Annotated in this window: 22 protein-coding genes and 1 pseudogene; 10 read left to right on the top strand and 13 right to left on the bottom strand. The window is 73.9% G+C overall.

The genetic code is table 11. The features are described from left to right. The first annotated feature begins 78 nt into the window (after positions 1-78). Positions 79-516 (top strand): DUF4442 domain-containing protein, encoded by a 438-nt coding sequence (locus KV381_RS04140; protein WP_030081225.1) that lies wholly within the window; start codon positions 79-81, stop codon positions 514-516. 128 nt (positions 517-644) lie between these two features. Here the strand turns inward: KV381_RS04140 and KV381_RS04135 are convergent, their stop codons facing one another. Continuing rightward, positions 645-1,175, bottom strand: a complete 531-nt coding sequence (locus KV381_RS04135; RefSeq protein ID WP_007453770.1) for a gamma carbonic anhydrase family protein — start codon at positions 1,173-1,175, stop codon at positions 645-647. 133 nt (positions 1,176-1,308) lie between these two features. On the opposite strand from KV381_RS04135, the gene KV381_RS04130 reads away from it, so the two are divergent. The 3 genes from KV381_RS04130 to KV381_RS04120 all read left to right on the top strand — a co-directional run bounded on the left by KV381_RS04130 (position 1,309) and on the right by KV381_RS04120 (position 3,440). Then, positions 1,309-2,058 (top strand): acyltransferase, encoded by a 750-nt coding sequence (locus KV381_RS04130; protein ID WP_030081229.1) that lies wholly within the window; start codon positions 1,309-1,311, stop codon positions 2,056-2,058. A gap of 210 nt (positions 2,059-2,268) precedes the next feature. Continuing rightward, entirely contained in the window at positions 2,269-2,841 is a 573-nt protein-coding gene (locus tag KV381_RS04125) for a helix-turn-helix domain-containing protein (RefSeq protein WP_218784619.1), read from the top strand. A gap of 44 nt (positions 2,842-2,885) precedes the next feature. Next, a complete protein-coding gene (locus KV381_RS04120) occupies positions 2,886-3,440 on the top strand; it encodes a YbaK/EbsC family protein (RefSeq protein WP_030623876.1) in 555 nt (184 codons plus the stop codon). 21 nt (positions 3,441-3,461) lie between these two features. Here KV381_RS04120 and KV381_RS04115 read toward each other — a convergent pair whose 3' ends face one another. Both KV381_RS04115 and KV381_RS04110 read right to left on the bottom strand, forming a co-directional pair. Then, positions 3,462-4,325: an aminoglycoside N(3)-acetyltransferase gene (locus KV381_RS04115; RefSeq protein ID WP_218784617.1), complete on the bottom strand. Its 864-nt coding sequence runs from the start codon at positions 4,323-4,325 to the stop codon at positions 3,462-3,464. A 93-nt stretch (positions 4,326-4,418) separates the two neighbouring features. Next, positions 4,419-4,871: a CoA-binding protein gene (locus KV381_RS04110; RefSeq protein ID WP_218784615.1), complete on the bottom strand. Its 453-nt coding sequence runs from the start codon at positions 4,869-4,871 to the stop codon at positions 4,419-4,421. A gap of 91 nt (positions 4,872-4,962) precedes the next feature. Between KV381_RS04110 and KV381_RS04105 the strand changes: the two genes are divergently transcribed. The 3 genes from KV381_RS04105 to KV381_RS04095 all read left to right on the top strand — a co-directional run bounded on the left by KV381_RS04105 (position 4,963) and on the right by KV381_RS04095 (position 10,010). Then, positions 4,963-5,595, top strand: coding sequence for a YigZ family protein (locus KV381_RS04105; protein WP_103538325.1), 633 nt, complete (start codon positions 4,963-4,965; stop codon positions 5,593-5,595). A 192-nt stretch (positions 5,596-5,787) separates the two neighbouring features. Beyond that, a complete protein-coding gene (locus tag KV381_RS04100; protein ID WP_030623884.1) occupies positions 5,788-6,957 on the top strand; it encodes an exonuclease SbcCD subunit D in 1,170 nt (389 codons plus the stop codon). Then, entirely contained in the window at positions 6,954-10,010 is a 3,057-nt protein-coding gene (locus tag KV381_RS04095) for an AAA family ATPase (RefSeq protein WP_218784613.1), read from the top strand. The genes KV381_RS04100 and KV381_RS04095 overlap by 4 nt, the downstream gene beginning before the upstream one ends. A gap of 23 nt (positions 10,011-10,033) precedes the next feature. On the opposite strand, the gene KV381_RS04090 is transcribed toward KV381_RS04095, so the two are convergent. Then, complete coding sequence (locus KV381_RS04090) at positions 10,034-10,480, bottom strand: Lrp/AsnC family transcriptional regulator (protein WP_103536383.1); 447 nt, start codon at positions 10,478-10,480, stop codon at positions 10,034-10,036. 87 nt (positions 10,481-10,567) lie between these two features. Between KV381_RS04090 and KV381_RS04085 the strand changes: the two genes are divergently transcribed. Beyond that, the gene (locus tag KV381_RS04085; protein WP_030081246.1) at positions 10,568-11,062 is read left to right on the top strand and encodes a rhodanese-like domain-containing protein; all 495 of its coding nucleotides are present in this window, start codon (positions 10,568-10,570) and stop codon (positions 11,060-11,062) included. A gap of 20 nt (positions 11,063-11,082) precedes the next feature. Here KV381_RS04085 and KV381_RS04080 read toward each other — a convergent pair whose 3' ends face one another. The 3 genes from KV381_RS04080 to KV381_RS04070 form a co-directional block, all read right to left on the bottom strand. Further along, positions 11,083-11,964, bottom strand: coding sequence for an ATP-grasp domain-containing protein (locus KV381_RS04080; protein ID WP_218784612.1), 882 nt, complete (start codon positions 11,962-11,964; stop codon positions 11,083-11,085). Between the two features lie 71 nt (positions 11,965-12,035). Then, positions 12,036-13,724 carry a DUF885 domain-containing protein gene (locus tag KV381_RS04075; protein WP_218784609.1) on the bottom strand — a complete coding sequence of 563 codons (1,689 nt, stop codon included), beginning with the start codon at positions 13,722-13,724 and terminating at the stop codon, positions 12,036-12,038. Between the two features lie 69 nt (positions 13,725-13,793). Continuing rightward, positions 13,794-14,273, bottom strand: a complete 480-nt coding sequence (locus tag KV381_RS04070; RefSeq protein WP_030081252.1) for an Lrp/AsnC family transcriptional regulator — start codon at positions 14,271-14,273, stop codon at positions 13,794-13,796. A gap of 59 nt (positions 14,274-14,332) precedes the next feature. Between KV381_RS04070 and KV381_RS04065 the strand changes: the two genes are divergently transcribed. After that, a complete protein-coding gene (locus KV381_RS04065; protein ID WP_103536384.1) occupies positions 14,333-15,547 on the top strand; it encodes a PLP-dependent aspartate aminotransferase family protein in 1,215 nt (404 codons plus the stop codon). On the opposite strand, the gene KV381_RS04060 is transcribed toward KV381_RS04065, so the two are convergent. The 5 genes from KV381_RS04060 to KV381_RS04040 form a co-directional block, all read right to left on the bottom strand. Continuing rightward, positions 15,480-16,886 (bottom strand): GNAT family N-acetyltransferase, encoded by a 1,407-nt coding sequence (locus tag KV381_RS04060; RefSeq protein WP_218787174.1) that lies wholly within the window; start codon positions 16,884-16,886, stop codon positions 15,480-15,482. The genes KV381_RS04065 and KV381_RS04060 overlap by 68 nt on opposite strands. A 101-nt stretch (positions 16,887-16,987) precedes the next feature. Next, positions 16,988-19,888: a DUF6493 family protein gene (locus KV381_RS04055; protein ID WP_256995015.1), complete on the bottom strand. Its 2,901-nt coding sequence runs from the start codon at positions 19,886-19,888 to the stop codon at positions 16,988-16,990. Further along, positions 19,885-21,267 carry an SWIM zinc finger family protein gene (locus tag KV381_RS04050; protein WP_030081259.1) on the bottom strand — a complete coding sequence of 461 codons (1,383 nt, stop codon included), beginning with the start codon at positions 21,265-21,267 and terminating at the stop codon, positions 19,885-19,887. Before KV381_RS04050 ends, KV381_RS04055 begins: the two co-directional genes overlap by 4 nt. Before the next feature lie 70 nt (positions 21,268-21,337). After that, the gene (locus KV381_RS04045) at positions 21,338-22,936 is read right to left on the bottom strand and encodes an alkaline phosphatase (RefSeq protein ID WP_193464132.1); all 1,599 of its coding nucleotides are present in this window, start codon (positions 22,934-22,936) and stop codon (positions 21,338-21,340) included. A gap of 164 nt (positions 22,937-23,100) precedes the next feature. Next, a complete protein-coding gene (locus KV381_RS04040) occupies positions 23,101-24,597 on the bottom strand; it encodes a PLP-dependent aminotransferase family protein (RefSeq protein WP_373460979.1) in 1,497 nt (498 codons plus the stop codon). A gap of 47 nt (positions 24,598-24,644) precedes the next feature. Between KV381_RS04040 and KV381_RS04035 the strand changes: the two are divergent. Further along, positions 24,645-25,487: pseudogene (locus tag KV381_RS04035) on the top strand (DMT family transporter); the annotation flags it as partial. A 93-nt stretch (positions 25,488-25,580) separates the two neighbouring features. Here KV381_RS04035 and KV381_RS04030 read toward each other — a convergent pair. Continuing rightward, positions 25,581-26,411 carry an alpha/beta fold hydrolase gene (locus KV381_RS04030; RefSeq protein WP_103537263.1) on the bottom strand — a complete coding sequence of 277 codons (831 nt, stop codon included), beginning with the start codon at positions 26,409-26,411 and terminating at the stop codon, positions 25,581-25,583. Positions 26,412-26,520 lie beyond the last annotated feature (109 nt).

Raw genomic sequence — 26,520 nt, 5'->3', positions numbered from 1 at the left:
CCCTGTCCCAGAGCCGTCACAAGGGGATGGCCAAACGGTTCTACTGGTGAGTAACCTTCGGGTATGAGCGCTGAACAGATGACCGTGGGCGAGATGCTCGTCGCGACGGTTCCGATGGCCCGGACCCTCAACCTCGAATTCCTGGAGACCACCCCGGAGCGCGCCGTCGTCCGGCTGCCCGACCAGGCGGATTACCACAATCACGTCGGCGGACCCCACGCCGGAGCGATGTTCACGCTCGCCGAGTCCGCCAGCGGCGCGATCGTTATCGCCGCCTTCGGCGACCAGATGTCGCGCGCCGTGCCGCTCGCCGTGAAGGCCGAGATCGGCTACAAGAAGCTCGCCATGGGCGAGGTCACGGCGACCGCGACCCTCGGCCGCCCCATCGCCGACGTCGTCGCCGAGCTGGACGCCGGACAGCGGCCGGAATTCCCCGTCGCCATCGAGATCCAGCGCGCCGACGGTGCGGTCACCGGCGAGATGACCGTTGTGTGGACCCTGCGCCCCAACGGCTGACCCCCGCCGTGCGCGGGCGCCATCGCCGTGAGGCAAGCGCCACTGCCGTACGCAAGTGAAGCGGGCCGCGGCCCCTCCCCGCTCGGGGACGGTCTGCGGCCCGCTTCGCTGCCTGCCGGGTGCGGCCGTCAGCCGCCGTGCGCCTCGCGGTGGGCCTTCGCCAGCTCCACGTAACCGGCCGCGTTGAAGCGGATGCCCTCCAACTCCTCGGCGGTCAGCGGCCGCTTCACCTTCGCGGGCACCCCGGCGACGAGCGAGCCCGGCGGCACCCGCATCCCCTGCGGTACGAGGGCCTGTGCGGCGACCAGCGAACCCGCGCCGATGTGCGCGCCGTTGAGCACCGTGGCGCCCATGCCCACCAGTACGTCGTCCTCGATCACGCAGCCGTGCAGCACCGCGTTGTGGCCGACCGAGACCCGCGCGCCCACGGTGAGCGGGAAGCCGGGGTCGGTGTGGACGCTGCAGTTGTCCTGGATGTTGCTGTCGGGGCCGAGCGTGATGGGACCGCAGTCGGCCCGCAGCACGGCCTGGTACCAGACGCTGGAGCCCGGGGCGAGCGTCACCTCGCCGATGACCACGGAGGTCGGGGCCACGAACGCGTCCACGTCGATGTCCGGCTCCTTGCCGCCCATGCCCGTGATCAACGCCTGCTCCGCCATCGCCTGCTCCTTCGTGCCGGTGTGGTCCTCCGCCCCACGGTAGGCGACGGCTCCCGGCGCCCACCGCGCAGTGGGGTGAACATCACAGGTCACCGCGCGGATCGCCCACCGCGCCGCCGACTACCGTGAGCGCGTGCCGAAGAACCGAAACACGTTCTCCTTCCTCGCCCGCTGGCCGCGCCGCGCCGCCTCCCGCGCGGTCCACCACGGCTGGACCTGGGCACAGCGGGCGGGCGCGGTGACCGCCGAGCACCCCGGGCGGCTGCGGTTCGGCGCGATCGGCGAGGGCACCCGCCTCGCCTTCCCGCAGGGGACCGTGTTCGGGGAGCCGTGGATCGAGCTCGGCGCGCACTGCATCATCGGCGAGCAGGTCACGCTCACCGCCGGGATGATGCCGGACCTGGACCTGGGGCCCGAGCCCATCCTCACCCTGGGCGACGGCGTGGTGCTGGGGCGCGGCAGCCATGTGATCGCGGACACGACGGTGAGCATCGGCTCCGACACGTACTGCGGCCCGTACGTCTACATCACCTCCACGAACCACAGCTACGACGACCCGCACGAGCCCGTGGGCAAGCAGTGGCCCCGGATGGAACCGGTGGCGATCGGCCCCGGCTGCTGGATCGGCACCGGCGCGGTGATCCTCCCCGGGGCCCGGCTCGGCCGGAACGTGGTGGTCGCGGCGGGCGCGGTCGTCCGGGGCGAGGTCGCCGACCACGCGGTGGTCGCCGGGGCCCCCGCCCGGGTCGTGCGCAGCTGGGACCCGGAGAAGGGCTGGCAGCCGCCGCTGCGTACGCCCGCGCCCGTGCCGATCCCCGAGGGCGTCACGCCCGAGCAGCTGCTGGCCCTCGCCGATATGGACGAGGCGCGCGAGACCTCGTAGCGCGGTGGTGGCGGTGCGAGCACCGGCGGTACGACCACCGGCCGGACGCGGCGGCGGTCACCGTACGGCGGTACAACCGGATGGACGCGGCGGTGCACCGTACGGCAGTGCAATATTCTTGACCACGGCATCCGCCGTACGCGACCCGGTCACCGCACCGGCCGCCCGCGCCGGCCACCCGCACTCCGCCATCCACCGCAGGGACGGTACGTGTCCGACCTCGACCAGCTCACCCAGTCGCTGGCCCGCAACCTCAAGCGCTGGCGCGGGGAGCGCGGCTTCACCCTCGACGCCCTCGCGGCCCGCGCCGGAGTGAGCCGGGGGATGATCATCCAGATCGAGCAGGCGCGCACCAACCCGAGCGTCGGCACCACGGTCAAACTGGCCGACGCGCTCGGCGTCAGCATCACCACCCTCCTCGACCACGAGCAGGGCACCCAGGTCCGGCTGGTCCCGGAGAGCCAGGCCGTCCGCATGTGGTCCACCGACGCGGGCAGCTCCACCACCCTGCTCGTCGGCACCGAGGCGCGGGGCCCGCTGGAACTGTGGACCTGTCGGCTGATGCCCGGCGAGGGCAGCACCTCCGACCCGCACCCCGAGGGCACCGTCGAACTCCTCCATGTCACCGAGGGCGAACTGACCCTCCTCGTCGACGGCCGCACCCACCTCGTCCCCTCCACCACCTCCGCCACCTTCGAGGCGCATGTGCCGCACGGCTACCGCAACGAGGGCGACGAACCCGCCGTGTTCACCATGGCCGTCGCCATCCCGCCCGTCCGCTGAGACGCCCGGCCGCCCTCACGCCGGCCGCTGTTAGCGTGAGCGCCATGCGCGCACCCATCGGCACCTTCGAGGACGCCGCTCCCGCTGCGGAACGGCTCGACCTGCTCCCCGACCCGGTCGTCGCGGCCCTGACCGCGGGCTGGGGCGAGTTCACCGCCGGGCAGGTCGTCCACGTCGACAGCGACCCGGCCGTCGCCGACACCGCGGTCTTCGTCGAGCACTACGGCGCGGACCTGCTGGACACCTCGGCCAACTGTGTCGTGGTGGCGGGCAAGCGCGGCCAGGACGTCACGCTCGCCGCCTGCGTGGTGCTCTCCCGCACCCGGGTCGACGTCAACGGCGCGGTCCGCAAGCACCTCGGCGCCCGCAAGGCCTCCTTCGCGTCGATGGACACGGCGGTCGGCGAGAGCGGCATGGAGTACGGCGGCATCACCCCGATCGGCCTGCCCGCCGCCTGGCCCCTCCTGCTGGACCCGGCCGTGGTGGACGAGGAATGGGTCCTGATCGGCAGCGGCCGCCGACGCGGCAAGCTCATCGTCCCCGGCAAGGCGCTCGCCGCTCTCCCGGGCGCCGTCGTGGTCGAGGGTCTCGGCGTCTGAGCTCCGCCGCCCCGGGCGGCCTCAGCGCACCGCCGCCGCCCGGTTCTCCGTGAGCCAGGCCGTGGCGAAATCGACGGCCGGGCGCAGCCGGACGAGCCGGCAGGCCGCCGCACCCACACGTCCGATCCGTACGTCACCCTCTGCGGCGGACTCCTCGAACGCCGCGCCCAGGGCGGCGAAGTCCCCGTCGTCCAGGGCGACATCCTCGTACTCCCACCACCGCCGGACCCCTCGCGCCGTCACCACACAGCGGTAGCTCCGGCGCGGCGGGCGGTCCATCCGGTACTCGCCCAGGTGGAACGCCGTACACGTGGCGTAGCCGGTGCCGAGCAGCAGGATCCGGGCATCCGCCTCGTACAGCCGGGCCAGCGGCGAGTCCTCCCCGAGATGGCAGTCGGCCCGGTGCCCGGCGAGCAACGGCCCGGCCCCGGGGCCGAGCGCGGCGAACGAGGTCTGCGGATGCGCGCTGCGCCCGGCCCCCGCCGCCGTCCGTACGGTCTCCGCCAGCGCGCCCATCGACGGGGCCGGGGTCACCGCCGGGTCGTACGGCTCCATCGCGGCGCGCACGGCGTCGACCGACACGGCGTCCAGGCCCCGCACCCGGGCGCGGTAGTGCGGGGAGGTGTCGGAGTTCTCCGGGGTGAAGGCGGGCACCACCACCGTCCCCTCCGGCCCGACGGCCCGTCGCAGCGCGCCCAGCACGGCCCGGGCCCCGCCCTCCGAGCCCTCCACCGGCCCCAGTGACCGCATCGAGGCGTGCACCAGGAGCACATCGGCGGGCCGTACGCCGAGCGCGGTCAGAGCGGCCGTCGCCCGGTCCTCGTCGAGCGCATCGGGTGCGTCCGGTGCGTCCGGTGCGTCAGTCCGGTCGTGTACGCCGCTCATGCCGCTCACACCGTTCACGTCGTCGTTCCGTCGTTCACGTCGTTCACGGCGGGGATTCTTCCCGTCCCGGGGCGTCTCCCACACCCGGACCGCTCAGGCGCGCCCGCCCAGCTGCGGGATCTCGATGGCGGGGCACCGGTCCATCACCATGTCCAGCCCCGCCGCGCGCGTCCGTTCGTACGCGTCCGGGTCCACCACGCCGAGCTGGAACCACACCGCCTTCGCCCCCACCGCCACCGCCTCGTCCGCGACCCCGCCCGCCAGCTCGCTGTTGACGAACACGTCCACCACGTCGACCGGGAAGGGGATGTCCGCGAGCGAGGCGTACCCCTGCTCCCCGTGGACCGTCTCGGCCTTCGGGTGCACCGGCACCACCCGCTTGCCGAACCGCTGAAGGACCTCCGCCACCCCGTAGGCCGCCCGGGAACGGTTGCCGGACAGGCCCACCACCGCCCAGGTGTGGCCCGAGTCCCGAAGGATCCGCCTGATCGTCGCGGCGTCCGCGTAGGTGTGGCCGCCGTCCGTGTACGTCTCGTCTGCGCTCATGCCGGGACAACCGGCGCTCCCCGCCTCGCCATTCCCGCGCTCCCGATTCCCGCCGGAACGGGCCGGCCCGGGCGGGACATAGGGTGGACGGATGCAGGAGCAGTACCGGACCGTCGCCCGCGCGGGTGTGCACGAGAGCGAGATCAACCGATCGCGTTTCCTCTGCTCCCTCGCCCCCGCCGCCACCGAACAGGAGGCGCAGGACTTCATCGCCCGCGTCCGCAAGGAGCACCCGACCGCCACCCACAACTGCTTCGCGTACGTGATCGGCGCCGACGCCTCCGTGCAGAAGGCGAGCGACGACGGCGAACCCGGCGGCACCGCGGGCGTCCCAATGCTTCAGATGCTCACGCGACGCGAGGTGCGGTACGCCGTGGCGGTCGTCACCCGCTACTACGGCGGGGTCAAGCTCGGGGCGGGCGGGCTGATCCGGGCGTACGGGGGAGTGGTCGGCGAAGCTCTCGACGCGCTCGGCACCATCACCCGGCAGCGCTTCCGGCTCGCCACGGTCCACGTCGACCACCAGCGGGCCGGAAAGCTGGAGAACGACCTGCGGGCCACCGGTCGGGATGTCCGCGAGGTGCGGTACGCCGAGGCCGTCACCATCGAGATCGGGCTGCCGGACGCCGACGTCGAGGCGTTCACCGCCTGGCTGGCCGACGCGACCGCGGGGACCGCGACGCTGGAGCTGGGCGGCGAGGCGTACGGGGACGCGACCGCGTGAACCGCGCGTGAACCGCGTGAACCTCGTGAGGTGAGGGCAATCCCACGGGGGCCAAAAACATGATCGATGCGGGTTCGGCGGCCCGGCGGCGTTAGCGTGGTCCGTGCCGACAGCGGGATCACGGGCCGCCGGTGCGCGGCCCACGGGGTGGAGGACGACGACGATGCAGGCCGGAACCGGCGGAGTGATGGCGTGAGGATCCTGCACACCTCGGACTGGCACCTGGGCCGGTCCTTCCACCGCGTCTCTCTTCTGGAGGCCCAGGCCGCCTACCTCGACCACCTCGTGGCGACCGTCCGGGAACGCGAGGTGGACGTCGTCCTCGTCGCGGGCGACGTCTACGACCGGGCGGTCCCGCCGCTCACCGCCGTCGAGCTGTTCGACCGCGCGCTGCACCGGCTCGCCGAGGCCGGCGTCCCGACCGTGATGATCTCCGGCAACCACGACTCGGCCCGCCGGCTCGGCGTCGGCGCCGGGCTCCTCGACCGGGCCGGGATCCATCTGCGCACCGACCCCGAGGGCTGCGCCACCCCCGTCGTGCTCGCCGACGCCCACGGCGACGTGGCGTTCTACGGGCTGCCCTATCTGGAGCCCGCGCTGGTCAAGGACGTCCTCCGGGCCGCCAAGGCCGGCCACGAGGCGGTCCTCGCCGCCGCCATGGACCGGGTCCGCGCCGACCTCGCCACCCGCCCCGCCGGAACCCGCTCCGTCGTCCTCGCGCACGCCTTCGTGGCGGGCGGCGAGCCCAGCGACAGCGAACGCGACATCACCGTCGGCGGGGTCGCCGCCGTCCCCGCCGGGGTCTTCGACGGCGTCGACTACGCGGCCCTCGGCCATCTCCACGGCTCCCAGCGGGTCACCGACCGCGTCCGCTACTCCGGCTCGCCGCTCGCCTACTCCTTCTCCGAGGCCGACCACCGCAAGACCATGTGGCTCATCGACCTCGACGCCGACGGGGACATCGCCGCCGAGGAACGGATCGACTGCCCCGTGGAGCGGCCCCTCGCCCGGCTCCGCGGCCGGCTCGACACCCTCCTGGAGGACCCCGCCCTGGACCGCCACGAGCACGCCTGGGTCGAGGCCACCCTCACCGACCCGGTGCGCCCCGCCGAACCCATGGCCCGCCTCGCCCGGCGCTTCCCGCACACCCTCAGCCTCGTCTTCGACCCCGAGCGGCCGCCCGACGACCCGGGGGCGTCCTACGCCCAGCGGCTCAAGGGCCGCGACGACCACCAGATCGCCGAGGACTTCGTCGCCCATGTGCGCGGCGGCAGCGGCCCGAGCGACCTCGAACGCACCGTGCTGCGCGCCGCGTTCGACGACGTACGGGTGGACGAGACCGTGCGCGAGGTGTCCCGGTGAGACTGCACCGCCTGAGCATCACCGCCTTCGGCCCGTTCGGCGCCACCCAGGAGGTCGACTTCGACGCCCTCTCCTCCGCCGGGCTCTTCCTGCTCCACGGACCCACCGGCGCGGGCAAGACCTCCGTCCTGGACGCCGTCTGCTTCGCCCTGTACGGAGCCGTCCCCGGCGCCCGTCAGAGCCCCGGGGCCTCGCTGCGCAGCGACCACGCCCCGGCCGACCTGCCCACCGAGGTCCAGCTGGAGCTGACCGTCGGCGGCCGACGCCTCGAAGTCACCCGCAGCCCCGCCCAGCCCCGCCCCAAGAAGCGCGGCGACGGCTTCACCGTGGAGAAGGCCCAGAGCCGGCTGCGCGGTTACGACCCCGAGCGCGGCTGGCAGGCCCTGAGCAAGTCGCACCAGGAGATCGGGGAGGAGCTGACCCAGCTCATCGGCATGAGCCGGGACCAGTTCTGCCAGGTCGTGCTGTTGCCGCAGGGCGACTTCGCCCGCTTCCTGCGCGCGGACGCCGAGGCCCGCGGCAAGCTCCTCGGCCGGCTCTTCGACACCCGCCGCTTCGCCGCCGTCGAGGACCGCCTCGCCGAACTGCGCCGGGGCGCTGAGGCCAAGGTCACCGCCGCCGACGAGCGGATCCTCGCCCTCGCCCAGCGCACCGCGCAGGCGGCCGGACCCGTCGGGGCCGAGGCCACGCCGATCGTCGCCCGGCCCGGCGAACCGGGTCTCGCCGAAGCGGTGCTGGAGTGGGCGGCGATCGCCCGGTCCACGGCCCGCGAACGGCTCGACATCGCCCACGCGGTGGTCACCGCAGCCGAGGGCCGACAGCGCACCGCCCGCCACGCCCTGGACGCCGAACGCGAACGGGACCGCCTTCAGCGGCGGTACGAGGAGACCCGGCGACGCTCGGCGGCGCTGGAGGAGCGGCGCCCCGAACACGACCGTTGCCAGGAGCGGTTGGAGCGCGCCCGCACGGCGGACCGGGTCGCCCCCGCACTGGACCTGCGCGAGGAGGCGGAGCGCGCCCACCGGCGGGCGGCCGACGACCTCGACCGGGCCAGGGCGCAGCTGCCGCCCGACCTGGCCGACGCGGGACCCGATCAGCTCTCCGAGCTGGAGCGCCGGTTCCGGCAGGAGCTGGGCGGGCTGGAGTCGGCCCGCCGGGCCGAGGCGCGCAGCGCGGAGATCGACGAGGAGCGGGACCGTCTGGAGCGCGAGTCCCGCGCCGACGACGCGACCGTCCGGGACGCGGACGCCTGGCTGGCGGGCTGGGACACCGTCCACGCCGGGCTCCGCGAACGCATCGCGACGGCCCAGGAGGCCGCGACCCGCGCCGAACAGCTCGCCGGACTCCTCGCCCCGGCCCGCCGCCGACTGGACGCCGCCTGCCGTCGCGAGGCGCTGGCGGCCGAGGCCGAAACCGCCCGGGAGGCCCTGGCCGGGGCCCGCGAACGCGCCCTGGGCGCCCACGAGACCTGGCTCGGGCTGCGGGAGCGGCGGCTGCGGGACATCGCGGCGGAGCTGGCCGCCGGCCTCGTCGAGGGCGCGCCCTGCACGGTCTGCGGCTCCGCCGAGCACCCGGCCCCCGCCACCGAGGGCGACGGTCATGTCGACCGGGCCACCGAGGAGGCCGCCCTCACCGCCCACCGGCGCGCCGAGGAGGCCCGTACCCGCGCGGAGCAGGCCCTCGGACTCGTCCGCGAACGCCACGCGGCGGCCGCCGCCGAGGCACGGGACGCGGAGCCTTCGTCAGCCGCAGCCGCAGCCGCAGCCGACGCCGGGACCGAGCCGGATCCCGGCCCGTCCGTCGGTGAACTCCGCGACCTCGTCGAGCGGTTGACCACCGAGCACGCCGGGGCGCACCGCCTCGCCGCCGGGACGCACGCCGCGCGCGAGGCCCTCGATGCCGCCGAGCGCGAACACCTCAAGCGCCTCGAACTCCGGCAGGAGGCCGAACGCCGGGCCGCCGCCCGCACCTCCCGGCGGGAGGCGCTCGACCGTGAGCAGGCCGTGCTGCGCGACGAACTCGCCGCGGTCCGGGGCGAGTCCGGGTCCGTCGCCGCGTACGCGGAACGTCTCACCCGCCGGGTGGCGCTGCTCGCGGACGCCGCCGAGGCCGTACGCGCCGAACAGGAGGCGGACCGGCGGCGCAAGGAAGCCGACGGCCGGCTGTCCGACGCGGCGTTCCGGGCCGGCTTCGACACCCCGGAAGCCGCCGCGGCCACCCTCCTCGACGCCTCGGCCCAGCGCGAGCTTCAGCACCGTATCGACGCCTGGCAGGCCGAGGCCGCCGCCGTCGCCGAACGCCGTGGTGAACGCGACGCCCGCGAGGCAGCCGAGCAGGATCCTGCCCAACCGGCCGCCGCACAGCGCGGGTTCGAGGCGGCGGAGCGGCTGCTGCGCGCGGCGTCCTCCGCGCGCGCCGCCGCCGAGGAACGCTGCGCGGAGCTGAGCCGGCTCTCCCGGGAGGCCGCCGACGAGGTGCGACGGCTGGGCCCGGTGCGCCAGGAGTACGAGCGGATCGCCCGGCTCGCGGGTCTGGCGGCGGGCACCTCCGCCGACAACGAACGCAAGATGCGCCTGGAGGCGTACGTCCTGGCCGCGCGCCTCGAACAGGTGGCCGCCGCCGCCACGGCACGGCTGCTGCAGATGTCCTCCGGCCGCTACACCCTGGTCCACTCCGACGCCCGCACCGGCGGCCGCCGGGCCGGGCTCGGGCTGCATGTGGTCGACGCCTGGACCGGCAGCGAACGGGACACCGCGACGCTGTCCGGCGGCGAGACGTTCTTCGCCTCGCTGGCCCTCGCGCTGGGCCTCGCCGACGTGGTGACCGAGGAGGCCGGCGGCGTACGTCTGGACACCCTCTTCATCGACGAGGGGTTCGGCAGCCTGGACGACCAGACGCTGGACGAGGTGCTCGACGTGCTGGACTCGCTGCGCGAGCGGGACCGCAGCGTCGGCATCGTCAGCCATGTCGCCGACCTGCGCCGCCGGATCCCGGTCCGCCTGGAAGTGGTGAAGGAGCGGCAGGGCTCGTCGGTGCGGCACCGCCTCGCGTGAACGGAGCCCGCCGCGCGGGCGGTTCAGCGGCCGATCGCGCGGCGGGGGAGCGGTGAGGAGTACACGACGCTGGTGGTGACGGAGCCCAGTGCGCCGATCCGGCCCGTGGTCTCCTCCAGATGCCTCATCGAACGGGCCGTGACCTTGAGGACGAAGCAGTCGTCGCCGGTGACGTGGTGGGCCTCGATGATCTCCGGCGTGGTCTCCAGGAGATCGTGGAAGGGTTTGTAGTTCCCGTTCGGGTAGCGCAGACGGACCAGGGCGAGGATGGGCAGCCCGAGCCGCTCGGCGTCCACCACCGCCGCGTACCCGCTGATCACGCCCAGCTCCTCCAGCCGCCGCACCCGCTCCGTCACGGCGCTCGGGGACATGGCGACGGCGCGCGCGAGCTCGGCGAAGGTGGCGCGGCCGTCGCGCTGGAGGACATCGAGGATGCGCCAGTCGGTGGCGTCCGGGGAATAGTCGGTCACCCTTCGAGAGAACAGGGAAAGCCCCGGTGAATCAAGCGGAGTGCCGGGGAATCTCACTTCTCGGGCCCGGTCCGCGGTCATAGATTCATGGTCATGACCTCGCACACCACGGCCCCGGCCGACCACCCCGTCCTGCGCGTCGCGCCCGCCTCTCCCGCTGCCGCCGCGGCCTATTTCGGCGCCTCGCTCGCCTTCCACGCGGACGTCTCCGACGTCGCCTCCGCGCTCGCCGCCGACGGCGACCCCGGGTTCGTCGTCCTGGACAGCCGTTCCACCGCGTCCTGGGACCAGGGGCACATTCCCGGGGCGGTCCACCTGCCCACCGCGCTGATCCCCGAGCAGGCGGGCGCCCTGCTGGACCCGGCCGTCCCGGTGGTCACGTACTGCTGGGGTCCCGGCTGCAACGGGGCGACCCGCGCGGCCCTGGCCCTCGCCCAACTGGGCTACCGGGTCAAGGAGATGCTCGGCGGATTCGAGTACTGGGCGCGCGAAGGGTTCGCCTACGAGACCGGGGAGGGCGGTGAGCGGCGCGGCGTCGACCCGCTCACCGCACCGGTCGACGCTGCCGACTGCGGCTGCTGAGGCGGCGGGGCCGGCAGAGGTCAGCGCGCTCCGGCCGCGGCGAGCGCGGCGAACAGCACTCCGGCCTCCGCCCCGGCGGGCAGGCCGCTGACCTGGCCGTCGCCGACCTCCACCACCCGCCACACCCCGTCCTCACGCAACGCCAGGTCGGTGGTCACCCAGCGCAGCCCGAGACGGCCCACCGCCTCCCGCACGGAGGGGAGTTCGGGGACGGGGTGCCGGTCGGGGGTGTCCGGGTGGGCGGTGGTGAGCACCGCCTCCCCGTCCACCCACCACACCCGCGCCTCGCCGCCCGCGACGAACGGCTCGAACGCCCGCAACACCACGCCGCCCGCGAGGAAGGTGTCCTGCAGCTCCACGAACCGGCCCACCACGGCCGCCAGTCGCTCCCGGTCCGCCAGCTCCGGCACGTAACAGGCCTCGTGCCACTCGTGTTTGCGGGACTTCACGAAGTCCTTCACGATGCCGGGCCCCGGCCCCAGCGGAGCCGCGAGCCCGGCCAGCTCCTCGGCGGCGGGCGGCGAAGCCCCCGGAACCACCGCCCGCCAGACGCTGTGCGGTGTCAGCCCTTCGAACTCCTCGTACCAGCCGGGGAGTTCATGCGCCCGCCGGTAGCCAACGGCGTCGGTGAGCAGGGAGCAGCCCCGCGCACCGAGCGCCGTCTCCAGCTCCGCGTACCGGCCGGAAGGGATCATCCAGCCGCGGTACCAGTACGGCCCGGAGTCCCGCGCGACCCGGGCCACCGCCCCGGCCGCGTCGCCCGCGAGGAGCGCGTCATGATCGAGCAGGGCGATCCGGCCACCGGCCGCTCGTGCCGCCGCGAGGTCATCGGCGAACTGCGGATCGGGCCGCGACGCCCTCAACGGGTCGGCGCAGAACAGGAATCCGCCGCGCTCGGTCATGACAGGCTGCCTTCCTTCACTTCCGTGTCTTCTGTCGACGGGGACTTCGGACCGTGCTACCACCGGCCCGGTCAGAGCCGTGACAGCTCGTCCACCAGATCGTCCAGGCCCAGCGACCCCTGCGAGAGCGCCGCCATGTGCCAGGCCTTGAGATCGAACGCGTCGCCGTGCGCGGCGCGCGCGTTCTCGCGGCCGAGCAGCCAGGCGCGCTCGCCGAGCTTGTAGCCGATGGCCTGGCCGGGCATCGACAGATAGCGGGTCAGCTCGCTCTCCACGAAGTCGGCGGGGCGGCCGCTGTGGTTGCCGAAGAACTCCTGGGCCAGATCGGGGGTCCAGCGCTCGCCCGGGTGGAAGGGGGAGTCCGCCGGGATCTCCAGCTCCAGGTGCATGCCGATGTCGACGATCACCCGGCAGGCGCGCATCATCTGGGCGTCCAGATAGCCGAGCCGCCGCTCCGGGTCGGGCAGGAAGCCCAGCTCGTCCATCAGCCGCTCCGCGTACAGCGCCCAGCCCTCGGCGTTCGCGCTGACCATGCCGACCGAGGCCTGGTAGCGGGAGAGGGTGTCGGCGACGTGCGTCCACTGCGCGAGCTGCAGATGATGGCCGGGAACGCCCTCGTGGTACCAGGTGGAGACCAGGTCGTACACCGGGAAGCGGGTCTCGCCCATAGTGGGCAGCCAGGTGCGCCCGGGTCGGGAGAAGTCCTCGGAGGGGCTGGTGTAGTACGGCGCGGCGGCCCCGCCGGGCGGGGCGATCCGGGACTCCACCTTCCGTACCCGCTCCGCGAGGTCGAAGTGCGTGCCGTCCAGCGCCTCGATCGCCTCGTCCATCAGGCCCTGGAGCCAGTCGCGGACCTCGTCCACCCCTTCGATGTGCTTGCCGTGCACGTCGAGGTGGGCGAGCGCCTCCCAGGGACCGGCCCCGGGCAGCACCTTCTCGGCCTCGGTCTTCATCTCGGCGAGCAGCCGGTGGTACTCCGACCAGCCGTACGCGTACGCCTCGTCGAGATCCAGGTCGGTGCCGTTGTACAGCCGCGACCAGCGGGCGTACCGCTCCCGGCCGACCGGGTCCGGGGCGCCCTCGATCGCCGGGGCGTACACGTCACGCATCCAGTCCCGCAGCGCGAGCACCGAGGCCGTCGCCTGCCCGGCGGCCTCGTCCAGCTCCGCCCGCAGGGACGCGGGGCCCGGTGCGACGAACTCGGCGAAGAACCCCTCGCCCTCGCCTTCCCCGCCCCACTCCGTGAGCTGCCCGACGAAGGTGGCGGTCGCGCGCGGGCCGCCGTACAGCTTGCGCTCCAGACCGAGCGCGAGCGAGGCGCGGTACCCCTCGTACGCGGCGGGCACCGCGCGCAGGCGCTCCACGACCGCCGCCCAGTCCTCGTCCGTCGCGGTCGGCGTGAGGGTGAATACCTCGGTGATGCTGTGGGCGGGCGACGACAGGTTGGAGACGGCCCGCAGGCCCTCCTCCGCCTCGTGCACGGCGAGTTCCGCCGTCAGGCGTTCCCGCAGGAGCCGTCCGCAGCGCCGCTCGGCATCGCTGTCCGCACCGGGCAGTTGCTCGGCGGCGTCCAGCTTCCGCAGCGTCGCGCGGAGGAGGCCGGCGGACGCCTCCTGGCCGGCCGGTGAGAAGTCGGGCAGTCGGCGCGAGCTTTCGGGCACACCCAGATAGGTGCCCGTGATGGGGTCGAGTTCGATGAGTGCGTCGACGTAGGCGTCGGCGACCTGACGGGGCAGCGCGCTGCTCGAAGTGTCTGACATGCGGACATCCTCGTACGGCGGCGGCCCTTCCGTCATCACCGGGGCCGCCCGGTGTCCGAACCCGGCCGGTCAGTTCGCGGCGGGCGGAAGCAGCGGACCGCACTCCCACTGCTGGAAGATCAGCCGGGTGTCCACCCGGGCCACCTCCCGGCGCGAGGTGAACTCGTCCAGGACCAGCCGCTGCAGATCCGCCGCGTCGGCCACCGCGACCTGCACCAGATAGTCGTCGGGGCCGGTGAGATGGAACAGCGCCCGCGACTCCGGCAACGACCTGATCCGGTCGACGAACGGCCCGATGAGCTCCCGGCGGTGCGGCCGGACCTGCACCAGCAGCAGCGCCTGGAGCCCCCGGCCGAGCTTCGCCGGATCGAGGCGCAGCTGATCCCCGAGGATCACCCCGGAACGGCGCAGCCTGGCCACCCGGTCCAGACACGTCGAAGCGGCCACACCGACCTCGGCCGCGAGCTCGCGGTACGTGGTCCGCGCATCGTTCTGCAACAGCCGCAGAATCTGCAGATCCACCGGATCGAGAGCGACAGAATCAGCCATACGGCGAACGTAGCACGGGGTTCTGTCGCTACGAACCGGTAACTGTTCAGAGTGACGGCATGGACAACGAAGTCTCGATGACGCCCCCTGCTCCCACCCCGTCCAGGGCCCTCGCCACCGAAGCCGTGCACGCCGGACGCGACGACCTCGCCTCCCTCGGCGTGCACGCCCCGCCGATCGATCTGTCCACCACCTACCCCTCCTACGACTCGCGCGCCGAGGCGATGCGGATCGACGACTTCGCCACCACCGGGGCCCGCCCCGACGGGCCGCCCGTCTACGCCCGGCTGGACAACCCGACCACGGGCCGTTTCGAAACGGCGCTCGCCCGGCTGGAGGGCGCCGAGAGCGCGGTCGCCTTCGCCAGCGGGATGGCCGCGCTCACCGCGGTCCTGCTCGCCCGCGCGAGCCAGGGGCTGCGCCATGTCGTCGCCGTCCGCCCGCTCTACGGCTGCAGCGACCATCTGCTCGGCGCCGGGCTGCTGGGCACCGAGGTGACCTGGACCGACCCGGCGGGCATCGCCGACGCCATCCGCCCGGACACCGGGCTCGTGATGATCGAGACACCGGCCAACCCGACGCTGGCCGAGATCGACATCCGGGCCGTCGCCCACGCCTGCGGATCCGTGCCGCTGCTGGTCGACAACACCTTCGCCACCCCCGTCCTGCAGCGCCCGGTCGAACACGGCGCGCGGATCGTCCTGCACAGCGCCACCAAGTACCTCGGCGGCCACGGGGACGTCATGGGCGGCGTCGTCGCCTGCGACGAGGAGTTCGCCGCGACGCTGCGCCAGGTGCGGTTCGCCACCGGTGGGGTGCTGCACCCGCTGGCCGGCTATCTGCTGCTGCGTGGCCTGTCCACGCTTCCGGTACGCGTACGGGCGGCCTCGACGAGCGCCGCCGAACTGGTCCGCAGGCTCACCGCCGACCCGCGGATCGCCCGGGTGCACTACCCGCGGATCGGCGGCGCGATGGTCTCCTTCGAGGTGTACGGGGACCCGCACCGGGTGATCTCCGGGGTGCGGCTCATCACGCCCGCGGTCAGCCTCGGCAGCGTGGACTCGCTGATCCAGCATCCGGCCTCCATCAGCCACCGCATCGTGGACGAGGGAGACCGGCGGGCGTCCGGCGTCGGCGACCGGCTGCTGCGGATGTCGGTCGGTCTGGAGGACGTCGAGGACCTGTGGGCGGATCTGTGCCAGGCCCTCAGCGACGGGCCTGTTCCGCCGGCGCGGAAGGCCGAGCAGCCCCTTCGGTCGTCAGCCGGGCGGTGATGACGAGGGTGCCCTCCTCGATCTGGTAGTCGAGGGGCAGCTCCAGCGCCCGCATCGCCGCCACCATGCCGGTGTTGTGGGACTGGGTCACGGCGTACACGCTGTCGCAGCCCGCCTCCACGGCGAGGGCCACCAGCCGGCCGAGCAGCTCGGAGCCGATGCCCCGGCGCTGCCAGTCGTCCTCGACGAGGAGCGCGACCTCGGTCTCGTCGCCGTCCCACAGGAGGTGGCCCAGCGCCACCAGCTTGCCGGACGCCGTCTGCACCGCCAGGGTGCGGCCGAAGCGGGGGCTCAGCAGATGGTCGAGGTAGCGGTCCGCGTCCTTGACGGGACCGTGGTAGCGCAGGCCCAGGGTGCGCTGCGAGCAGCGGTCGTGCATGGCGCGGGCGGCGGCGAGATCGCCGCGGTCCGCGCGGCGCACGGTGATCTCGTTGCCCTCGGGCAGGGTGAGGACGTCCTCGCTGCGCGGTACGCGCGGACCGAGCCGGGCGTCCAGCTCGACCAGTGCCCGGGCACGGGCGAACTCGGTCGGCGTGAACGGCAGATAGGGCCGCTCGACGACGATCGCCCCGCCGGACGGGTCCCGCAGCCGCATCACCGTCTCCTCCAGCACGCCCTCGACCGGGGCGCTCTGACCGGTCGCCCGGCCGGTGACGGAGACGGCGGGCAGCGAGTGGATGGTGCACCGGCCGAGCAACTGGCGCAGGGCGAGCGGCAGCTCGGCCGCGTCGAGCGCCGTCCTGGTGGCCAGCGAGAGCACCCGGGTCGGGGTGTCGACCAGATCGTGGGCGTCCGCCCGCTCGATCCAGGTGGACGCGCCACCGGCGGCCGCGATCTCCCGGGACAGCTCCTGCGCCGGGAGCGAGACCGGGGCCCGCAGCAGGAACTCGTCGACCGTGCCCTGCGCGAGCGGGTGGGTCTGCAGGGTGAGGATGTCCACCCGCAGCCCGGAGAGGGCCACGCACAGCGCGGCCAGACTGCCCGGGGCGTCGCGCACCGTCGTCCGCATCCGCCACAGCACGGTCTCCTCGGCCCCGGCCTCCTCGGCCCCGGTGAGCTCGCCCGTACCGCTGCTCCCGGCCTCGCCCGCCGCCCCGACGGCCCCGCCCTCCTCGTCGGACGGGGGAGCGTGACTGTGCCGTCGCGCCCACCAGGTGTGGAACGCCGCGGTGGCCACCAGCGCCACCGCCGACGCCATGAGCAGATAGGGCCCGTCCGGCTGGTGTCCGATCAGGTTGGCGATCGCGTCGGCCACGGCCACGGCGGTGAACAGGGCGGCCAGTTCGATCAGGTCCCGCCGCCAGTGGTGCGGACGGCGGGCGCTCTTCGCAGAGGTCACATCAGTCATATCCTCACTGTGAACGAACGGTGTTGCCTGATCACGAACGCCTTGTGACTGATGGGTTAAGTGTGGATCTGGTCGCTATCGTCGTCTTTCGGTCAGATTCCGAGACCGGCCATTCCTTGATCCTTCCGCCCCGCATCGGAGGCCTGCGAACCGAGGGCTTGCGGTCCGACAGCTTCAGGCCCGACGGCTTCAGGTCCGACAGCTTCAGGTCCGACGGCCATCGGACCGGGGACATCCGGGGTGGTGGCCTCTGGCGTGGACTCCTCCGCCCCGGCGGGGAACGCGGCGAGCAGGCGGGCGGCCTGGCGGACCGTCTGCGAGGAGCCCTTGCGCCCCGCCGTCGCCGCGAGCCCCGCGATCGGCGGGATCCCGTCCGTACCGCAGCGCTCGGCGCACCCGGCCGCCACCGACAGCAGGTCGCCGAGCCCCCGGGGCGTCTTCTCGTACGCCAGGAGACCGGGCAGCATCGCCGCCAGCACGGTCAGCACCGTCCGGTACGCACCGGTGGCCGCCGCCGTGCCGAGCGCGTCGGCCGTACGGTTCACCTTCACCAGGTCGCGGTCGACCAGGATCGCCAGCTCCCGCCCGAGCGACGCACCGTCCAGCCGGCCTCGCGCGGCCAGCACGAGCAGGGCGTCCACCGCCGCCGTCCGGTCCTCCGGATGCCGGGCTCCGAGTCCGTAGGCCAGCGCGAGATGCATCGCTCCACCCGCCTCGCCCGCACTCTCGGCCAGCGCCGGCAGGAACCCCACGGCTCCCCGCTGCCCCTGGTCGGCGGCGAACAGCAGGTCCGGCAGCAGCCAGGCGGCCAGCGTCTCCGGATCCTCCGGCAGGGTGGCCGTCCAGTGCGAGGACCGCTCGGGCCCCCAGTGGTAGCACTCCCGGGCGTGCGGGAGCTGCGCCCGGCCCAGCCAGTGGAACGCTTCCGGGAACTCACGCTGGATCACCAGCCGTTCCCGGGTCGCCAGCAGCACCTGACGGGCCCCGGTCGTCGTCCGCTGCCACCAATTGCCCGCCGACGGACGGGAGACGGCGGTCGCCGGATGCCGCAGCACCGGGGCCACCGGCTCGTCGGCACGGATCCAGGCGGCCAGCCGGTCGCCCTCGCCGGTGCCCAGTGCTTCGGCCGCAGCCGCCGCGGCCGCGCCCTCGGGGCCGCTGTTCCGGCGGACCCGCAGCAGGGCCTGGGCGAAGTCGGCGGGGCCCGGACAGGCGCCGAGCTCCTGGTAGGCCCGCAGTCGCTCGACGAGCTCGGCCGCCTCGATCGCCCCGGTGTGCCAGGTCGGCGTGGCCACCAGGAACGGCGCCCGCCCGGCCGCTATCGCCTCCACCGCCTCCCACACCCGGTCGAGCAGCACCCCGTTCAACGCGGCGTGGGCACAGGCGTCCGCACCCTTCACGGTGGTCTTCGCCCGCCATGCGACCCGGTCCCGCTCGGACACCAGGCCCAGCAGCGAGGCCGCCACCACGGACAGCCCGTGCGAGGTCGAGATGTACCGGGGATCGATCATGTACGGAGACAGGCCGTGCTCGACGAAGTGCACACCGGCCAGCGCCTCCCGCAAGGCCCCCGTCAGCTCCTCCCGGTCCGTCCGGGCCAGCCGGACGAGGCCGTCGAGCGCCCGCTCGAAGCCGGTGATCCCGTCCGAGGTGTCCATGACGGCCGACGACGGGATCCAGTGCTCCGACGCATGCGCCTTCACCCGGGCGGCCACCTCCTCGACGAGTTCGGCCACGGTCTCCGGAGCGGGCTCCAGAGGCCGCAGCACCGGCGCGGGCGGCAGGAACTCCTCGTATGCCCCGGCCGCCGCCTCCACCACGAGATCACCGAACAGGGCGGCGACCGACTCCCGGTGCAGCGGGCCCAACTGCCCGGCGGCGGAGGCCAGCTGCTCCCGCACCTCCGGGTCCTCGGCCCCGGGCAGATACCGCGCGACCAGCTTCAGGGCCCGCTCCTGGACATCGATGGCCTCGTGGCCGAACGCCTCGGCGACCGCCGGAAGAAGCTCGCCCGCCGTCGAGGCGTCCCGGCGCAGCGCTTTGCCCAGCAGCGTCAGCTGGGCCCGCACCAGCTTCTTCTCCTGGCGGAAGAGCACCGCGCCCGACACGTCCGCCAGCTCCCGGGTGGACAGCACGCCCCGCGCGTCGAGCCGTACGAGCACCTGCTGGGCGTGCGAGGCGACCGGCGCGATCCCGTCCGCCGCCATCGCCGTCCAGTCCCGCAGATGCCGGTCCTCCTCTTCCTCCGTCGTGCCCAGGCGCAGCAGAACGGCCAGGAAGAACCGCTGATCGACGGACTTCCCGCCGCGCATCAGCCGGGTCACGCACCGCTCCACCAGATGCGCCCGGTCCAGCACCCCGTCGTCGGCCAGTGCGCACAGCGCCCCGGGCCAGTGGTCCTGCGAGTCCGGCGCGTCGTGGAAGTCGACCTGCGGCGGCAGCTCCGGCATCTCGAACAACCGGGACGCCAGCACGGCGGTGTGCGGGTCGTCCCGCAGGATGTCGGTCAGCGGACGGCGGGTCCGGCCGCGCCAACGGGCCGCGCCGACCAGCTCCGCCCAGCCCACCACCAGGTTGTCCGTGACGGGGAGCGGGACTCCGGCGATCCGTGTCAGCTCGCCGACGAAGGTGTACTCCGCGTCGGAGAGGGCCGCGCGCCCCGCGAACCGGTGGGCGAGATCGCCGAGCCACTCCGGATCGCGGTCCTTGAGCGAAGCGAGGATCAACGGATACGGAGAACGGGTCCAGCCGCGCAGATCCCGGCCCCCGATCCAGGCGGCGCACCCCGCCGCACCGGTGTGACAGCCCGCGCCGGCCACCAGAAGAGCCTTGCGGATCCTGTCCCGTCGCTGCCAGTCCCAGCCCCGCGCCTCCTTGCGCAGCTCCTTCAACTCGGCGAGCGCGGCCCGGCGTCCGGGCCGGTCCAGAGCGAGCACCAGCGGAGGCACCTCGTGGTGGCGCCCCGCCCGTACGGCGGTGAGCAGCTCGTTCATCGCACGCCTCCCGCGACCGTCGCACCCCGGCGGACCATGCGCACGGCGAGCGCGTGTTTGCAGGGCCCCCGACGCCCCCGGTAGTCCGCCCACCACTGACAGGTGCAGGTGAACGCCGAACCGCTCTCGCGCACCTGGTAGCGACGGTCCCCGGAAGCGACCGTCGCCCGCGAACCGTCGAGCGACACCGCACCCTCACCGGCCAGCCTGCGGGCGGCCACCAGACGCGGATTGTGCCGCTCCGCCCGGTCCGCGTCGTACGGCAGCTCCCGGTGGAAGTACGCCGCGTCCGCCAGGTCGTAGCCGACGCGGCCCGCCGTACCGAGCCGGGTCAGCGCGGCCCGCACCCGCTCCACGCTCAGCCCCGCCTGCTCGGCCAGCGAGGCCGGTTCGATCCGGGGCTCCCAGGCGAGCAGCACGGACACCAGCTCGGCATCGGCCGCCGCGTCATCCGTGGCCAGCGCCTCCAGCACGCCGCCCTCGCCCGAGAACCCGCGCGCGGAGTCCGGGGAGAGCGTCAACGTGAGCCGCATCCCCGGCAGCACCACCTCCCAGGCGCTCGCCGCCGCCGCACCGTCGGCCACCGGCCCGTACACCCGCAGGGCCGTCGCGTCGCGCAGCACCCGCTGCAACGCCACCAGCCGCTCCGGGCCCGGCAGACACACCGAGCCCGGGACCGGCCGGGTCGTCGGGCGCAGGGACCCGCCCGAGGCCACCACCCACCGGGCCCCTCGGGCGGCCGCACGGCCCGAGGGCGAGGAGCGGGGCAGCGACCGCAGGAACGCCACCGCCTGGGCCGCCGTCAGCTCGGCCCGCAGATCGAACCTCGCCGAGGCGACCTGAGCCTCCGCGAAACCGCGCAGCCACCGGTCGGGCAACGGCACCTTCTTCTCCACCACCGGACCGTCGAGCGTGGTCACCGCCATCTCCTCGGGCCCCACCCGCAGATGCAGCGGATCGTCCGCCGTGATCCGCGAAAGCGCCTCCCGCAGCGGAGCGTTCACGTCCACATTCGTCGTTCCGTGGCCGGTCTCCTGCCCGTCCAGCCCTTCCCGGAGCACATCGAGACGGGCGTACACCCCGCAGCAGCCGGAGAACGACTCGAAGCGCAACCGGTCGCCGTTCCCCGTCACCACCGGATCCAGCGAGGCGGGCAGCGTGCGCTGGTAGTAGCGGGCGGCAGCCACGTCCGCCACCGCCAGCAGCCCGCGTGCCGCTATGCGCGGAGCGGAGAGGAAGCCCGCGAAGAACCGCGGGTGCGCCTCCGCTCCGCGCGGGGTGAGCCCTCCTGCGGTCTCCAGACCGAGGGAGGGCCCCACCTGCGAGGACTCCAGGGACGACGGGCGTGCGTAGGCCAGGGCCTGAACGGATCGGGTCATGAAAAAAAGCGTAGGACCCACCACTGACAACGGCCCTCGGAACAGCTGTCCGCCGCCCGGAGGCAGCCGTTCACTGCCCGACGCGACCGGGCCGGAGCACCTTGGTGAACAACACCGAACCGCCCTCCGCCCGCAGACGCACCGTCAGCTCCGCACTGTCGCCGTCGATCTCCACCTCGCCGAAATACTGCGGGCTCTCCATCGGCGAGACATTGGCCCGCTCGGGGGCCCGCACGAAGACCCGGTCCGGGCCGAAGGTGCCGTCCAGCGCGTTGGCCGGGAAGCCGCCCGCCGCCAGCGGGCCCGACACGAACTCCCAGAACGGGGCGAAGTCCTTGAACGCCGCCCGCTCCGGCGCGTAGTGCTGGGCCGAGGTGTAGTGCACATCGGCCGTCAGCCACACCGTGCCGGTGATCCCGCGGTGCTTGACGAACCGCAGCAGTTCGGCGATCTGGAGCTCGCGCCCGAGCGGCGCTCCGGGATCGCCCTGCGCCACCGCCTCGAAGTCCGTCGCACCGTCCGGGACCACGAGGCCGAGCGGCATGTCGGCGGCGATCACCTTCCACTCCGCGCGGGACGCGGCGAGCGAGCGCTTCAGCCACCGCAACTGCTCCGCGCCCAGGATCCCCGTCGTGTCGTCGGGCTGCCGGCCCGGCGAGTTGGCGTTGCGGTACGACCGCATGTCGAGCACGAACACGTCCAGCAGCGGCCCGTGGTGGACGACCCGGTACATGCGGGAACGGCGCCCGGGAGCGGACGAGGGGGCGAGCGGTACGTACTCGTGGAAGGCTCGCGCGGAGCGTGCCGCCAGGATGTCCACGTTCTTCTCGGTGTAGCGCGCGTCGTCGAGGATCTGACCGGGATACCAGTTGTTGCGCACCTCGTGGTCGTCCCACTGCACGACGGAGGGCACCTGCGCGTTGAAACGGCGGAAGTTGCGGTCGAGCAGGTTGTAACGGAAGTTGCCCCGGTACTCGTCCAGCGTCTCGGCGACCTTCGCCTTCTCCTCGGTCATGACATTGCGCCAGATCCGGCCGTCCGGCAGCGTCACGCTCGGCTCCAGCGGACCGTCCGCGTAGATGCTGTCACCGCTGCACAGGAAGAAGTCCGGGTCCAGCCGGCGCATCTCCTCGTACACCCGGTAGCCGCCGATGTCCGGGTTGATGCCCCAGCCCTGGCCCGCGATATCGCCCGACCACAGGAACCGCACCCCGGCCCGGCGCCGGGCCGGAGCGGTACGGAACGTCCCGTACACCGGCTTGCCGGTACGGCGCGGATCCCCCGGATCGGCGAGCGTCACGCGGTAGTGGACCTGTTCGCCCGCGGGCAGGCCGTACAGCGGTGTGGTGCCGGTGAAGTCCGTTCCGGGGCCGATCGACGGCCCGTACCACCTGCGGACCCGCCGGAACGACTCGGTCGCCGAGGTCTCCACCAGCATCCGGGCCGGCCGGTCCGAGCGCACCCACAGGAGCGCCGACGAGGCGGTGACGCTGCCGACCTGCACACCCCAGGACGCTTCGGGCCGCCCCGCCAGACGCAGCGCGGGCGCCGCCGAGGCGACGGCGGGCGACAGGGCTACCGCCGCCGGGGCGATCAGCGAGCCGCGGAGGAGGGCACGGCGGCCGGGCGAGGCCGTGTGCGGACGGTGCGGACGGTGGGGCTCGGGCATCGAAGCGCCTCCGGTGAGGTGGGCGGGCGGTGCGCCGCTCGCGAGGGTACGTGGACCGGCGCCGGTCTGAAGCCCATGCCTAGTGCCCTGCGGAGACCGGGGCCCCAACCCCGGGTGAACGGCGCCCGTCGGCCGGAACCGCGGGGCCGGCCGGGACCGTACGGTCAGCCGGGGGAGGCCCCGCCGGAACGCCACGCCTCCGCCAGTGCGGCGACCCCTCGGGCGATGTCGCCGGGCGCGAGATGGGCGTAACCGAGGACGAGCGGCACGGTGCCGTCCTCGGAACCGGCCGTTCCGCAGTCACGCAGCGGGCGCAGCGCGATGCCCGCCCCGGCCGCCCGCTCCAGGAGGACGTCCTCGGGGCCGTACCGCGCGGGCAGCCGGGCGATGATGTGCAGCCCTGCCGCGATGCCGCTGACCGCCGTGCCCGGGAAGTGCGCGTCGAGCGCGGCCACCATCGCGTCCCGGCGTTCCCGGTAGGCCCGTTGGCAGCGCCGCAACTGCCGGTCGTAGCCGCCGCGCACGATGAAGTCCGCCAGCACGGCCTGGTCGATCACCGGGTTGCCCAGATCCATGGTCCGCTTGCGGGCGACGATCCGCTCGGTGAGCGCGGCGGGGGCGATCAGCCAGCCGAGCCGCAGACCGGGAGCCAGCGACTTGCTCACGGACCCGGTGTACACGACCCGTTCGGGGTCCAGCCCCTGAAGGGCCCCCACCGGCGCCCGGTCGTACCGGAAATCTCCGTCGTAGTCGTCCTCCATGATCACGGCGTCCGTGTCCCGGGCCCACCCGAGCAGCTCACCGCGACGCTGGGCGGAGTATCCGATTCCGGTGGGGAACTGGTGCGCGGGCGTGGTCACCACCGCGCGTACGCCGGAGCGCTTCAGGGGCGCGAGGGCCAGGCCGTCGTCGTCGAGGGGCAGCGGGACCGTACGCAGACCGGTCGCCGCGAACAGCGACGTGTGCTCCGGGCTGCCAGGATTCTCCACCCCGACCGAGATGACGCCCTCGTCCCGGAGGACGAAACCGAGCAGCGTCGTCGCCTGGGCGACCCCCGAACAGACCACCAGACGCTCCGGATCGGCGACCACGCCCCGACGCCGGGTGAGCAGCCCGGCCAGCGCCTCGCGCAGCTCCGGCAGCCCGCGCGGGTCGGGGTACCCCAGCGCGCCGTGCGGCAGCCGCCCGAACACCGTCCGCTGGGCGGCACTCCACGCACCGCGCGGGAAGAGCGACAGATCGGGGGTGCCGGGCCGGAAGTCCACCCGCGTGCCCGGCGCGCGCGGCGCACGGTCGCGTGCGGGACGCACCGCCGCGCGTACGCCCTCGCTCACCCAGGTGCCCGCACCCCGCCCGCTGCGCAGATAGCCCTCCGCGGTCAGCTGCTCGTACGCCTCGGTGACCAGTCCGCGCGACACCCCCAGGTCGGCCGCGAGTTCACGGCTGGAGGGCAGCCTCGTGCCGGCCGCGAGGCGGCCGGAGCGAACCGCCTCCCGCAGCGCGGACCGGAGCGCGCGCCCCCGCCCGCGCGCCGGAGCGGCAGCGGCGGGCAGCAGCAACTCCCAAGCAGGGGAGAGGGATCCGGTGCCATCACCTCCTGTGCCGCCGCCGTCCGCCGCGCGCGTGGGCCGCCGGTCCGGATTGGTCCCCGAAGACGTCATGGAAGTGGACCTTAAACCGGTCCCACGCCGACCCTAGCGTCGGGCCCATGAACGCAACCTCTCTGCGCGGGGCCCTCCTCGCGGCCCTCGCGTGTGTGCTGGTGGGGGCATCCTTCACGGCCAACAGCGTCCTCGGCGACTATCCGTTCGCGGGTGGCCAGGCACTCCGATACGGTCTCGCCGCGCTCCTGCTCGTCCCGATCCTGCGCCGCGATTCCGACTCCGCGACGGCCCGGCTCCGGCGTCTCACCCGCCGCCAGTGGGGGCGGATCGCGCTGCTCGCCGCAGTGGGCATGGTCGGGTTCAACCTGGCGGTCCTGGCGGCCGAACAGTCGGCGGAACCAGCTGTTCCGGGCGTCTTCGTGGGCTGCGCGCCGATCGTGGTCGGCGTACTCGTTCCGCTGCTGGACGGTCGTCGGCCGTCCCGCGTCACGCTGTACGCGGCCGGGCTCGTCGCCGTCGGGGCGTTCACCGTGCAGGGCTGGGGGCGCACCGACCTGGCGGGGGCGCTGTTCTCGGTGGGTGCGCTGGCGGGCGAGGTCGGCTTCGCGGTCCTCGCCGTCGCGGTACTGCGGCCGCTCGGCCCGAAACTGCTCTCCGCGACGGTCTGCGCCGTCGCCGCCGTCGAAGCGGCGCTGCTCGGTCTGCTGTTGGACGGCGGCTCGTTCCTGCGGGTCCCGACGGGTGGCGAGACGGCGGCCCTGTTGTGGCAGGCCGCCGTCGTCACCGTGATCGGATTCGTCTGCTGGTACAGCGGGATGCAGCGCATCGGAGCCGAACGCGCCACGCTCTTCTCCGGTCTGATCCCGGTCTCCGCCGCCCTGACCGCACCGCTGGTCGGGGCCGGGACGTACGGCCTCGCCCAGGGCGCGGGAAGCCTCCTGGTCGGCGCCGGTGTGGCGTACGGCTCGGGCGTCATCGGCCGGCGCGGGGGCGCCGGAGCGCGCCTCCCCGGTGGCGCGCCGGCGCACCGGCAGGACGGCTCAGTGGCTGGTGTCCAGGATGACGCGGGCCACGAGCGCCGGGTCGTCGTTCATCGGGACGTGCCCGCAGCCGGGCAGCCGCACGAGCCGGGCGTCGGGGATCACCCGCTTGGCGCGGATGCCCTGCCGGCGCAGCAGGATCCGGTCGCGGGTGCCCCAGGCGACCGTGACGGGTATGCCCTTGACGTCCTCGCCGAAGGAGGCGTCCCGGCCGGCCTCCAGCGTCTGGTGAAAGCCGGTCGCCCCGCGCAGGGCGAGCGTCTCGGCGACGACGGCCTCCGGTGAACGCCTGCCGGGCCGGGCGTAGATGGTGCTGGTGAGTGCCGTCCGGCCGGCCGCGCTGCGCGACAGACGCTCTATCAGCGGCACCGGCAGGGCCAGCGCGCTCCGGCGCATCGTCCGCAGGGTGCCGAAGGCGTAGCGCCGTTCCGCCTCGGTCCAGAAGCCCGCGGGGGACAGCGCGGTCACCGACCGCGCCAGCCCGGCGCGGCCCAGTTCCAGCGCGTGCATGCCGCCCAGGGAGTTCCCGGCGACATGAGGGCGGTCCAGGCCGAGTTCGGCGCAGAAGGCCTCGTACACCGGGCCGACGGTCCCGAGATCGTACGGAACTCCGTCCGGCAGCGCGGGCGAGGTGCCGAAGCCGGGCAGGTCCACGGCGATCACCTCGCGTTCGGCGGCCAGGATCCGGGCCACCGGGTCCCAGGCCCGCAGATGGTGCCCGATGCCGTGCAGGAGCAGCAACGGTGCGCCCGAGCCGGTCCGTTCGTACGCGACCGAGACCGGACGGGGGCCGTCGGCCGTTGCGACGGTGAAGGAGACCGTGGTGGTCATGCTGCTCCCTGGAGTGGGTAGACATCTCGTCAACAACAATTACCGCCGGGTAGCTTGGAGTTCAAGGGGCCGGGCGATTCCCGCTGGACAGCGGTTGGCCGGTGGGCTG

This window comes from Streptomyces sp. WY228 (genome assembly GCF_019287315.1).
Taxonomy (GTDB): Bacteria; Actinomycetota; Actinomycetes; order Streptomycetales; family Streptomycetaceae; genus Streptomyces; species Streptomyces caviscabies.
The sequence above is the reverse complement of the archived record's forward strand: the minus strand, read 5'-3'. Positions and strand labels throughout refer to the sequence as shown.